The sequence below is a fragment of the Mycobacterium szulgai genome (genome assembly GCF_002116635.1).
Taxonomy (GTDB): domain Bacteria; phylum Actinomycetota; class Actinomycetes; order Mycobacteriales; family Mycobacteriaceae; genus Mycobacterium; species Mycobacterium szulgai.
Genome location: NZ_LQPW01000115.1, coordinates 1 through 12,746, shown reverse-complemented (window position 1 = coordinate 12,746; position 12,746 = coordinate 1). Strand labels below are relative to the sequence as shown.

Genomic DNA, 12,746 nt, shown 5'->3' with positions numbered 1-12,746 from the left:
GCTCCCAGGCCCACCAGCCCCGCCAGCACCGCCATTGCCCCACAACCACCCACCGGACCCTCCGGTGCCGCCGTGCCCGCCGTCGGCGCCACCGACACCGCCGGCTCCGCCAGCACCGATCAACCCCGCCGCCCCGCCCGCTCCGCCGGCCCGCCCCGACGCACCGGATCCGCCGTTGCCGCCATTGCCCCAAAGGAGTCCGCCGGCGCCACCGTTTGTTCCCGTCCCCGCCGCACCATCGGTGCCGTTGCCGATCAACGGACGCCCCAGCAATAGGTTGGTGGGGGCATTGATCATCCCCAGCACGCCCCGCTCAAGGGTCTGCAAGGGCGAGACGTTGGCGATCTCAGCGGCCGCATACGAGGACCCGGCTGCGGTCAACACCCGCATGAAGTCGGCATGAAAGGCGGCCGCTTGGGCACTGAGCCCGTGATATTGCAGGGCCTGCTCAGAGAAGATCGCCGCAATCGCCGCCGACACCTCATCACCAGCGGCAGCGATCAGGCCGGTGGTCGATCGCGCGGCGGCGCCATTGGCCATGCTGAGTGACGAACCAATGCCATACAAATCCGCCGCCACGGCCGCCAACGAATCAGGCACTGCCATCACATATGACATTCGGACACTCCTTGCGGCCGCTTGAGGATGTGACAAATAGAAAGGTAAAGGTCAGTGCGGCGAGCCAAAGTTAATCACTCTGGTTCCCAACACAACAGGAGACGGGTAAACCCGGTGGCGACGCCTCGTAGAGTACCGGTCTGCGAACAATCGTTTGGAGTAATGGCGGAATAACCTGCCGGAACCCGAGTCGTCAACCACCGAGGCGCCGCCGCACCGAGACCACGCGAACCCGCTGACCACAATATCGCCGACGTAAGGCGAACTCTTCATCGCGATTGGCCGTAATGCCATGCAGCGCACTGCGAATACCGGTATTCATCGTCAGCGATCATTGCCTGGCCCAGCCACGGGAATAAGACATACCGATATTCTGCCTTTTGCGCACCAACCAGAAATGTGTCGCGCAACTGCGCGGCGGACAACGCCGCGTCAAGGCCGCTTATGCCGCGGGTGTGATCGCATTAGCGAGGTCGTGAGGCACGGTGTTCAGCAGTGCCGGGAGAAGTCCGCCGAATTTCGTGCCACCCAGTGTCAGATTGATCGGTATATCGATCCCAAGAATCTGCAGCGGTACCGTCGCCGTTATGGCATGCGGCCGCACCAGCAAACCTTGGTAGGGCAGATGGACCACCACCGGTATGTTGAGGTCCCCGATGATCGGCAAGCTGAACGTCACCGGCAGCGACATATCCACGATGGTTTCGCCATTGAGGAAGCCGTCCAGAACGAGGGCGGGAGCGTCGCCTAAGCCGCCGACCACCATTAACGGGTTCCCGGTCGCTATGCCGTGCCCGATCTCTGTCGCTGCGGTGGCCAGTCCGTCCAGACCGGCGACGGGCGCACCAGCTACCCCGAATAGCAGCGATAGCGGCAAGCCGAAGTTCGCGCCGAGCACTAACGCCGGCGGAGTCAGGCTTCCAGAAATCGTCGTCGAGACACTCGTATCGGTGAGCGCATTGAACACGTTGGCCACGTTGTGCGTCATCTGAGCATTGATAGAGCCGGTGGGCATGAGGGTGGCCAGAGCCTCCATGTTCTTACCGGGGATGCCCAGGATCGGGAACAAGTCCGCCACCGGACCAAGCAACCTGACATCGTTCAAGTTGTGGGTGTCGAACCCGGTAATGAACACATTGACCAGAGCTTTTGTCCCGTCATTGACCGCAAGGTTGTACTGGCCTGCCGCGATGTCGTTCCACGCAATCTGCATATCTGCCGGGAAGCCGGCCAGCCCGGCCTGCAGGTCGGTACCGGCGGCTGAGAGCGACGTGCTGATTGTTTGCCAGTCGTTGACCGTGCCGCTGACGAACTGCTGCGCGTACATGCCCGCAGGGAAGGACGCGGCGCTCTGGATACCAAACTGAATGTTCTCCGGCAGGTGCGCCATCTCGTTGGGAAGGTTCTGGGCGGCAATGTTGATGTCATTACCCAGCTGCAGTGCGTAGTGCTGCTGATTGGCCAGGATCTGGCGCAGGAACGGGAATGGGTCAGCAGCCCAGTCACTACCGAGAGCGCTCAGGTTGTTGCTCGTGTTAAGGAACAGCCGCCACCAGGGGCTGATGGGCGGTGTGGGAGCCACGCCGGTGGGTGACGGGAACAGCCCAGGTAGCAGGCCCGGCAGCAGCGGCCCGATCACAGGCAGGCTCACGAGGGTGCCGGTAATCGGAGCGAGTGGGTTAGCCAGCAACGCCGCCCCGTTGCCGCTGATCAAGGCCGATGTGGCGGTACCGAATTGTTGACCCGCGGAGGCGAAGAACGGGCCCAAGGGGCCCCCGGAAACGAGGGACGTCAGGAAGCTGTTGCCGCCGACTATCGGGCCCAGGAGGCCACCGGTGCCGCCGAAAATGATTGGGTCCAACAACCCGCCGCTACCGCCGAGGAGTCCGCCCAGGCCACCGGTGCTGGTAGTCGTGCCACCGCCGAGCAGCCCGAGAAGAGGGTCGGTGGCAGCGGCTGCCGCCGTGCTGCCACTGAACGTAGCCAGCAGATTTCGCTCTGCGTTGGCTAATTCGGTGGTGAGGTAAGCAGCAGCGCCGCCGTTCAACAGCTTGACGAATTCGGCGTGAAACGCCGCGGCCTGAGAATTAGCGGCTTGAAATTCCTGTCCGTACGCGCCGAAGAGCCTCGAGATTGCCGCCGATACCTCGTCGGCGGCCGCCGCGGCCACCTGGGAGGTGGGCGTCGCCGCAGCCGCGGTTGCCGCGCCGAGCGTCGAACCGATTCCGGCCAGATCCCCCGCCGCCGCAGTGACCAAATCCGGCGCGATTACGAATGACATGTTTTAGCCTCTCTTCGACCCAACACGCACCGCTCAACCATCAGCCGGACAGAACGGGGCTTATTGCTGCGGCCTATACCCGCCGCGATACCCCTTTCAAACTCCGAATTTGAACTGATTTTCCGCTGCACCCGGCAGAGGCGACGGTCCGCAGGCGCTCGACGACGCCAGGCGTGTATTTCGTTGGGGCACTTTGTCATTGGCGCGGAAGCCGCCGGCGGCTTGCGGCCGCAAGGTTCAAACGAACAAGAGCCGCATTCGCCCGCACAAAGCGAGCGGTTCCGCGAAATTGAATTCAAAGACATTGCTGATCCTGATTTTCAGTCTGGCCCGCCTCAATCACACCGCGAACATTGCGTCTTCGGCGTAGCGCTGCAGGCCAGAGCGTGCTCTGGCGACCGCTGCGCTGCCGTCGGCCGCGGATGCGGCGTAGGTCTCCAAGCAGTCAGTGCCCAAACGATCCTTCAAGAGCGCCAACTGGTCAGCGTGCAGCGGTGACGGCTTAGCCGCCTTCAGCAGGGCGTAATGCAGGAACACCGCGTCTTCGTCGGCACCGAGCCGGGCGAGCAATCTTGTGACGTGACGCAGACTGAGCCACTGCTGGGCCCAGTCGCCGACCCGATCCCAGTGATCGAGCACCTCGACGAACAACCCGGCCGCTTGTACCGGATCACCGTGCACGGCACGCGTTGCCGCCGCCTCCATCAGCGCGATGCCATACCACCAGAAGTTCTGCACCCCACCGGCCAGCCGTGCCGCGTCATCGAACAGTCTCAACGCACGTTCGGGTTCAGACTTCTTGAGCAGATAAGCGAGGGTGAAGTAGGCCGTCGATTGCGCCGTCGGGTTGCCGGTCCGGTCGGCGACTTCGACTGCCTCTTGCGCGGCGGGCAAAGCGGTCTCGGGATTACCCAGCACCACCTGACAGGTGGCAAGCACGCAGATCGTATGCACCAACCGGATCGGGTCGTCGTTGCCACGCGCGCGCGTGACCTCCTTGTCCCAATACGCGAGGAAACCGCTCGCGTCACCCTCAAAGAGGACCACGTCGGCGAGCACGTCCTCGGGGTAGGCAACTCGAGCGGTGCCGCGCCCGGGCACCCGCCCCCCGGCCAGGTTCACCAGGCGTCGCGCACGAGTGAAATCGCCGCGAACCCAGGCGACCCGCGCGGCCGCACCCACTACCGCTGCGAACAGCGGATGGTCCGGATCGGCGACGGCGACGGCACGTTCGGCCCAGTCACCCAGTTCGTAGCCGACACGAACACCGACCAGCTCGGTGTTCGCGGCAACCAACCGCAAAGCCAGATCGACGTCGTTGTCGGCCATCGCGTGCTCGAACGCCGTTCGCAGGTTGTCATAGTCGGGCAGCATCCGCTCGACCCATTCCCGTTCCTCGGCGGTATGCAGGCCGACGGCGGCACGCTCGGCGAGCTCGCTGAAGTAGACCGCATGCTGTTTGATCAACTGCAGATCAATACCCTGCTCCTGCAGGCGATCCCGGCCGTATGCACGCAGCGTTTCCAGGACGCCGTATCGGGTGCGGTCGGTGACGCTGCGCACGATGACCATCGACTTGTCGACCAAACCGGCGAGCAATTCGAGCGTGTCCTCGAGCCCGTTGTCGGCGTCGTCGCTGCCGCACACGCCGTGCGCGGCATCGAGGTCGAAGGAACCGGCGAAGACCGAAAGCCGCGCGAACAAGGCTTGTTCAGGCTCGGTGAGCATTCGGTATGACCAATCGATGGTCGCCGTCAGGCTCTGGTGGCGGGGTACGGCACCTCGCATTCCGCCCCGCGAAATACCCAGGCCGTCCAGCCGCCGGACCACATCCAACGTGCTCATCACCCGCATGCGGGCCGCGGCCAATTCCACGCCCAACGGCAAACAGTCGACCCGACGGCAGATCTCGGCCACCGCGCCCTTCGGCTGCTGCTCAAGGCTGAAGTCCGGCCGGCTGGCCCGGGCCCGGTCGGCGAACAAGCGCGTGGCATCCTCCACCGGCAGCGGCGGCAGAACCACGATTCGCTCGCCCTCGACGCCCAGCGGTTGCCTGCTGGTCGCCAGCACCGTTACCCCGGGGCAGTGCTGCACGATGCGCTCCAGCAACCCCGCCGCCGCATCCAGCACATGCTCGCAGTTGTCGACGACCAGCAACACCTCGCGCGAGCGCAGGTATTCGATCACCGATTCCTCGATGTCCAGACGGGCCTGTTGGCGTAGTCGCAGGGCCGCCGCGATGGTGTGCCCGATGGCATTGCCGTGTTCCACCGGCGCAAGCTCACAAATCGACACACCGTCACTGAACTGCTCTTGCTCGTGCCGCGCGACCTCAACGGCCAGCCGCGTCTTTCCGACACCGCCGACTCCGGTCAGCGTCACCAGCGGTCCGGCGCGCAATGCGTCGACGATGCGCGCGACCTCCTGCGTGTGACCGACGAAGCTGGTGGCCCGCCGCAGCAATCCCGAACGCGGCCGGTGGAAGATCAGCCCTTGCGGCACCGGCGAACCATCCGGCGACTTCCCGTTCTCGGCGGCGCGGTTCGCCCCGTCGCCGGACAGAATTTGCTGATGCACCTGACGCAGAGACGGGCCGGGCTCAACACCGAGTTCGTCGACCAACCGCTGACGCATCTTCCGGTAGGTGTCCAGCGCGTCGGCCTGCCTGCCGGCGCGGTACTGGGCCAGCATCAACTGCCCGGCCAGGCGTTCGTCCAACGGGCTGCTGGTCTGCGCCGCGGTGAGCTCCACGAGCAACTCGGCATGCCGTCCGGCCCGCAGCGCCGCGTCATTGCGGTCCAACGAGGCCGAACGCTGCTCGGCGACAAGAGCACCGCGCAGATCGTTGACCCATGGCGTGTCCAAGGACGCAAACGGCTCGCCCGTCCACATCATCAGCGCACGATCAAACAGGGCTGCCGCCGCGACCGGGTCTTCGGTATCCCTCGCCTCGGCGACCACCTCACGGAACCGGTGCAGGTCGATCGAGGACGTGTCGGCCATCAGCGCGTATCCACCCGGGCCGCGTGCAATCGTCACCCCCTCGACCGGGGCGAGCAGGCTTCGCAGCCGAGAGAGATAACTCGTCAGGGAACCGCGCGCGGAGTAAGGGGGCCTGTCCGACCACACCCGATCGATCAGCTGCTCGGCCGGAATTGGATGGTTGACGTCCACAAGCAAGGCGGCCAGCACACATCGTTGCCGGGCGTGGCCAATGTCCAGCCGGACTCCATCGACTAGGGCTTCGACGTCGCCGAGCAGGCGGAACTCGACGGTCATCAACACCCTCCGCAAAGGCGCACAGCAAACATGGCACTAGCTAGCAGTACTAGGTAGCATACGACGCCCGCCGGAATGGTTCGGCCACTTCGGGCCCGTGGTTTGCAATGCGAGACCGGGCGGCGGGTCGCCGCTGCGTGCCAGGCCGCCCGGTCCGCATGTTCGCCGTTCGACTAGGCAGCCGCGCCGATGGCCTCCGCGAGCTGTTCGGGCAGGAAGCCCAACAACGCGGGCACGATCCCACCGAGCGGTGTGCCGCTGACGACGGCGTCGGCACCAAGCAGCGGAATCGTCGCGGTGTAGGGCCCCGGCGGCACCAGAATTCCGTCCAACGGGAGGTTGAGCGTGGTCGGGATGCCCAGCGCGTCGATGGTCAGCGGGAACGTCGTGTGCCCGTTGAGGAACCCGTCCGCGACGACCGCTGGAGCGTTGAGGAAAGCCGTCGCGGCGCCCAGCGTGTCTCCGGTCTGCACCGCGTTGACGAATGCACTTGTGCTGCTGCCCAACGCGTTCAGCGCGTTGACCGGCCCGCCGAGTGCATCGATACCCAGCGCCAGCGGCAACCCCATGTTGGCGTTGATGGCCACTCCAATGCCGGTCGGAGCGCTCGGATCGAAGAATAGGTCCAGCGTCGAGGTGACCGAGGTGTTCGTCGCCGTCTGCACCAGGTTGGTGAAGTTTTGCGACACCATTGCCGGGATCGAACCGGCCGGCAGGAGGTTGGTGAAGTTCTGCGCCATCTGCCCGGGTATGGCGAAGATCGGCAACAGGTCGCCCACCGGGCCTATCGGCGTGATCGACAAGACAGCATTCGCGCCCGTCGTCACGTCGAAACCGGGAAGCAGCAGATTGACCAGGCCGCCGCCCACGGTATCCATCGCGCCGGTGACGTTGCCCGCCGAAAACTGCTGGAATGCGGTCTGCAAGCCGGCCTGGAAGGTCGGCAGCCCGGCGTTGAGGTCCTGGCCTGCGCTGTGCAGCGCCGACGAGATCGTGTGGGCGAAACCAGCCTGGTTGGTCGCAACCTGGTTGATGAGCGCGGCCGGGTTTGCTGTGAGCAATGACTGGAAGGCCGCCTGCGCGCCCGACGGCAGGTCGGCCAGCACCGTAGGCAGATTGGTGATGGTGTTCTGCACCGACGCGCCGATCGCCTGACCGTAGCCCATCTGGTTGTGCACCAACTGCTGCAGGAACGGCGCCGGGTTCGCGCGAACGGCGCTGTTGAGGCTCTGCAGATTAGCGGTGGTGTTCGCCAACAGCGTCTGGTACGGCGCTGCCACGTTGCCGGCGAGGGTGTTGAGGCCGGTGGCAGTGGCCGCGCCGCCGAACAACGGCTGCCCGAACAGCGCCTCGGCGGGCACGTTCACCGCGCTCGCCAGCAACTGCGTGCCGGTGGCCTCAGCGTTGCTGTACGCGGCAGCGCCGGCGTTGAGCATGTTGACGAACTCGTCGTGAAACGCCGTGGCCTGGGCACTGAGCAGCTGAAATTCCTGACCGTGCGCACCGAACAGCTGCGAGATCGCCAGGGACACCTCGTCGGCGCCCGCTGCTACAACTCCGGTGGTCGGGCCGGCGGCCGACGCCGCGGCCTGGCTCAGCGCCGATCGAATGCTGGCTAGATCCTGGGCTGCCGCCTCGACGAGGTCCGGCGCCGCGATCACAAATGACATATCAATCTCCCTGATTCATCCCCGAAAATGACCGGTGGTCATCCCAGGATGAATCTAATACCGCTGTTGCACATATGTCTAATTCCCAGCAAACTGCCAGCTTGCCTTACGGCTTTTTTCAGCGATGGTTAGAATCTCGACCTGAACAGGCTAAACACGCCCCGAAGTGAATTTATTCCCGGCGGCTACAGCGTGGCGTCGTTCAGCCGCGCAAAACGGCACCCACGCGCTCGGCCGCACGTTGTACGGCGGCATCGCGAGCCGCGCTTGCGTCGTCTTCGGTCAGGGTGCGATCCGGCGCGCGGAACCGCAGGGCGAAGGTCAGCGACTTGCGGTGCTCGCCGATCTGTGGGCCGACGAAAACGTCGAACAGCTCAAGGTGCTCCAGCAGGTCGCCGGCCCCTTCGCGAACAGCGTCGGCCACCGATTGAGCCGGAACGTCAGCGGACACGACCAGGCTGACGTCCTGGAACACTGCCGGGAAAGGCGACACCCGCGGCGCAGGCAACGCCTCGACGACGGGAATTCCGTCCAGATTCAGCTCGATCGCACAGGTCCCCTTGGGCAGGCCGGAGCGCTCGATCACCGCGGGGTGCAATTGGCCCGCATGGCCGACGGAGGTTTCGCCGACGAGGACCTCGGCACATCGCCCGGGATGCCACGGCAGGTACTGGGCCGGCCTCAGTGTCACGTCGATTCCGCTGGCGCGGGCGATGGTTCGCACCGCTTCGAAAGCGTCCCATGCCTGCACCGCCCGGCCCGGACCCCACGGACCGCGCGGTTCCCGCAGCCCGGCCAGGACAGCGGCGACGTGCTGAGGCTGGTGCGGTAGCGACTCGTCCAACAGGGCGACTTCGGCATCCGTGGGCCGGCGATGCACCGGAATCAGCTCGACGGCCCGAGTGCGGTCGGTGGGACGGACTACCTGCGCGATGGCGTACAGCGCGACGTCGACGAGTCCCCGGGAGACGTTGCGAGTCAACGCTTCCAGCAATGCGGGCAACAGCGTGGTGGCAAGCTGCGGCCGGTCGGCCTCCAGCGGGTTGAGCACGTCGGTAGTGCTGCGCCGCGGATCGTCGGCCGGCAGGCCCCACAGGTCGAACACACCGGCGGGCAGAAACGGCGTGGGCAGGATTTCGACGTAGCCGGACTGCGCCAGCGACCTGCCGATCGCGCGACGGCGTTTTTGCACCGGGGTGAGGCCGCGGCCCGCCGGCGCCGACGGCAGCACCGAGGGAACCGCTTCCAGGCCCTCGAGACGCAACACCTCTTCGACGAGATCGGCGGGTTGCAGCAGATCAGGACGCCAGCTGGGTGGGGTCACCGTCAACCTGTCGCCGTCTTGGGTTACCGCACAACCGATTTGGGCCAGGCGACGGGCTGCCGTGCCCGGCGGGTATGCCACCCCGGCGACGCGGTCCGCCAGGTCGGCGGCCATCGTGATGGGCGGCATCGACCAGTCGTCGCGCGGCGGGTCGCCACGCCAGTCGGTCAACGACGGGTCGACCACTCCCCCGGCGATGTCGGCAAGCAGCGCAGCACACCGGTCCAGTGCCACCACCGAAACGGCCGGGTCCACTCCCCGCTCGTAACGACGGGCAGCCTCGCTGGGCAGATGCAGCCGCCGCTGAGTTCGCGACACCGCCGCCGCGTCCCAAACGGCGGCCTCGAGCAGGACGTCGGTGGAATCGGCGCGCACCTCGGTGCTGGCCGCCCCCATCACGCCGCCGATCGCCGCCGTAGCGACGTCATCGACGATGAGGACGTCGGCGGGATCGAGTTTGCGCTCGATGTCGTCGAGGGTGACAACGGTTTCGCCCGGATTTGCGAACCGCACACCCAGGCCACCGGTGATGCGGTTGCGGTCGTGGGCGTGCATCGGGTGGCCCAGTTCCAACATCACGTAGTTGGTCACATCTACCGCCGGCGACGTAGCCCGGATGCCGCACAGCAGTAGCCTGCGCTGCAACCACCACGGCGACACCGCGGCGCGGTCGATCCCGGTCACCGGGCGCAGCGCAAAACGGCGCACCCCGGTTTCAGGCTGCACCGTCAGCGGCCACGCCTCACCCTCGACGGGTAGCGGCGGCACTACCTGACTGCTGGCCGGATCCACGAAGTCCAGGTCATAAGCGCAGGCGATTTCGCGGGCCAGACCCCGAACCGACATGCCGTAGCCCCGGTCGGGCGTGATCGCCAGGTGAAAAACCACGTCGTCGAATCCCAGCACGCCGACGCCGGACGCGCCGGGCGCCGCCGTCCCGGCCGGCAGCACCAGGATGCCGGAATGGTCTGCGCCCAAACCGAGTTCGGCCGCCGAGCAGATCATCCCGTCGGATTTGCGGCCATAGGTCTTGCGGGCGGTGATGGTAAATCCGCCGGGCAGTATGGTACCGGGCAGCGCCACGACAACTAGATCGCTGACTTTGAAATTAGTTGCACCACAGATAATTTCGTGCTGACTACCGTCGCCGATGTCGACCAGGCAGGCCCGGATCGGCTTCTTGAAGCCGGTGAGCTCCTCGATCGCGGTGACCCGCCCGACCGTCAGGGGACCTTCGACCGGACCGAGTGTGCTCACCTCTTCGACCTCGTGGCCGATGCGCACCAACGCCTGCTCGAGATCGGTTGGGGAAACGTCCCATTCGGGCGCACCAACCGAGACGACCTCGCGCAGCCAGCTATAGGGAATGCGCATCAGGCCCCCACTCCGAACGGCAGCGAGAATCGAATGTCGCCCTCGACCATGTCGCGCATGTCGGGAATGCCGTTGCGGAACTGCAGAGTTCGCTCCAGACCCATCCCGAAGGCGAAGCCGGAGTAGACGTCGGGGTCAATGCCTGCGGCCCGCAGGACATTGGGGTGCACCATTCCGCAGCCGCCCCACTCCACCCAGTCGGCGCCACCCTTCTTGTTGGCAAACCACACATCGACCTCGGCGGAGGGTTCGGTGAACGGGAAGAAGTGCGGCCGGATCCGGGTGCGCGCCAGCGGCCCGAACTCGGCGCGCGCGAAGGCATCCAGTGTTCCCCTTAGCTGGGCCATGGTCAGTCCGCGATCCACGGCCAAACCCTCGACCTGATGAAAGACCGGGGTGTGGGTCGCATCGAGTTCGTCGGTGCGGAAGGTCCGGCCGATCGAGATGACGTACACGGGCAACTCGCGCTCAAGCAGGGTGCGCACCTGCACCGGCGAGGTGTGAGTGCGCAGCAATTGCCGGGAATCCTCCGGCGCGATGTAGAACGTGTCCTGCTCGCTGCGCGCGGGATGGTCGGGCGGGAAGTTCAAGGCATCGAAGTTGAACTGCTCGGTCTCGACCTCGGGCCCCTCTGCCACTTCCCAACCCATGGCGATGAACGTATCGGCGATGTGCTCGGCCAAGATCGTGATCGGGTGCCGGGCGCCGGTCGGCTGCCGGGTGGACGGCAGTGTGACATCGATGCCTTCGGCCACCAGCACCGCCGCGTCGCGCTCGGCGCGCAGCGTCGCCAACCGTTCCTCGTAGCTGCGCTGAGCATCGGCGCGCGCGACGTTGACCCGCTTGCCGGCGTCGGCACGCTCGGGTTTGGGCAGCGCGGCCAGCGCTTGCCGCGCCAGCGCGAGCGTCGAACGGTCCCCGAGGTACTCCGTCTTGACGCGGGCCAGTGCGTCGAGGGTGTCCGCGCCTGCGATCGCGTGCTGCGCGGCGCTGACCGCCCCGGCCAACGCATCCGGCGACAGGTCGACGGGTTGATCACCCACGCGGCCACACTCTCCTTGCTGACGAGGCTGGTTCGGGCTGCCCGGCTTCCTTGCAAGGACTTGCAAGGACTTGCAAGGGCCAATCCCAGCTCGGTCCGATCGCGGCACACGGTGCATTCGCGGCACGGCTATGACGCAAGTGCCGATCATAAGTCAGCGGTGGCGGCGCGAAACCGCCGGGATCACGCCTCGAACTGCTCGAAGGCGTGCGAGAAGTCCCAGTTGTTTTGCGCCACTCCGCTGCTGGTGTTGGATTGGGCTCCCACCGGTCCGGAGTAGTCGCGATCAGCCGACCACATGTGCAGCCCGCCCAATCCCTTCTGCTGGGCGAAGGCGGTCAGCTTCTGGGCGTCGGCGACGGTGAAGATTTCGCTGGCGTCATCGTTCACGCCGATCATCGGTGTCACGTCGATCATCGACCAGATCTGCGCGTCCGTCTTCGCCGGATACAGCGGCACCAATTGATCGTGGACGGCGGTGGCCGCCTGGATCGCGTAGTCACCCATATGCCCGGTGTACTGCAGGTTCGGGTCGTAGTAGTCCATCGCCATGACGTTCACGTGCCCGATGTCCACCTTGTTGGTGATGGCGTTGGTGATGACCCCCAGCCCGTCGGCGGTCAGACCCGTCGGCAGCACTGGAAGGGTGAACGTGACTTCGACGGGGTGCCCGCTGGTGTTGCCGGCCGCCTGCAGCGCGGCGATCGCCTGCGAACGGCGCGTGAGTGAACCGAGGTCAGCCTGGGCGGCCCCTTCGATGTCGAAATCGAGTTTGTGGATTCCGTAGGTGTCGATCACCGACTGGTACTTGGCGGTCAATGTCTGGACGTTGGTGTTGGTAAGCGCGAGTTCCTGGTTGGCTGCGCCGCCGAAGGAAATGGTCGCGTCGGCTCCCCCGTGCTGCAAGGCGGTCATCGCGTTGCTGACCCAGGGGTCGTTGAGCCCGTAGTAGGTGCCCCAGGATGGGTTGCCATTCGCGTCACTGACGATGAAGCCGAGCATGACGTGGTCGATTCCACCCACGCCGGTGGCGGTCGTGTAGTCGAATTGCGGCCACAGCGACATGTCGACATAGGGCGAGAACTGCCCGGTCGTCGTCGGTCCGGACGGAACCGGGGGCGGGGTCACGGGCGGCACCACCGGCGGGGTCACCGGGGG

The 12,746-nt window shown here is 65.8% G+C and carries 7 protein-coding genes; all 7 read right to left on the bottom strand.

Annotation, left to right across the window (positions count from 1 at the left end; all coding sequences use genetic code 11):
• The coding region (locus tag AWC27_RS16050) for a PE family protein (RefSeq protein ID WP_139837043.1) at window positions 1–618 on the bottom strand (618 nt) is incomplete at its 3' end.
• 442 nt (window positions 619–1,060) lie between these two features.
• Entirely contained in the window at window positions 1,061–2,899 is a 1,839-nt protein-coding gene (locus AWC27_RS16045; protein ID WP_085671389.1) for a PE family protein, read from the bottom strand.
• 339 nt (window positions 2,900–3,238) lie between these two features.
• Window positions 3,239–6,178: an AfsR/SARP family transcriptional regulator gene (locus AWC27_RS16040; RefSeq protein ID WP_085671388.1), complete on the bottom strand. Its 2,940-nt coding sequence runs from the start codon at window positions 6,176–6,178 to the stop codon at window positions 3,239–3,241.
• A gap of 173 nt (window positions 6,179–6,351) precedes the next feature.
• On the bottom strand, window positions 6,352–7,848 hold the full coding sequence (locus tag AWC27_RS16035) for a PE domain-containing protein (protein ID WP_085671387.1): 1,497 nt from the start codon (window positions 7,846–7,848) through the stop codon (window positions 6,352–6,354).
• Window positions 7,849–8,050: 202 nt separating this feature from the next.
• The gene (gene pheT / locus AWC27_RS16030) at window positions 8,051–10,546 is read right to left on the bottom strand and encodes a phenylalanine--tRNA ligase subunit beta (protein WP_085671386.1); all 2,496 of its coding nucleotides are present in this window, start codon (window positions 10,544–10,546) and stop codon (window positions 8,051–8,053) included.
• Entirely contained in the window at window positions 10,546–11,589 is a 1,044-nt protein-coding gene (gene pheS, locus AWC27_RS16025) for a phenylalanine--tRNA ligase subunit alpha (protein ID WP_085671385.1), read from the bottom strand. Before pheS ends, pheT begins: the two co-directional genes overlap by 1 nt.
• Window positions 11,590–11,771: 182 nt before the next feature.
• Window positions 11,772–12,746 (bottom strand): chitinase (locus AWC27_RS16020; protein WP_211281644.1); only part of this gene is annotated, 975 nt, incomplete at its 5' end.

Bases quoted from the DNA above. Each gene is read 5' to 3' on its own strand.
- AWC27_RS16045 (WP_085671389.1), bottom strand. From the start codon at position 2,899: ATGTCATTCGTAATCGCGCCGGATTTGGTCACTGCGGCGGCGGGGGAT.
- AWC27_RS16040 (WP_085671388.1), bottom strand. From the start codon at position 6,178: ATGACCGTCGAGTTCCGCCTGCTCGGCGACGTCGAAGCCCTAGTCGAT.
- AWC27_RS16035 (WP_085671387.1), bottom strand. From the start codon at position 7,848: ATGTCATTTGTGATCGCGGCGCCGGACCTCGTCGAGGCGGCAGCCCAG.
- pheT (WP_085671386.1), bottom strand. From the start codon at position 10,546: ATGCGCATTCCCTATAGCTGGCTGCGCGAGGTCGTCTCGGTTGGTGCG.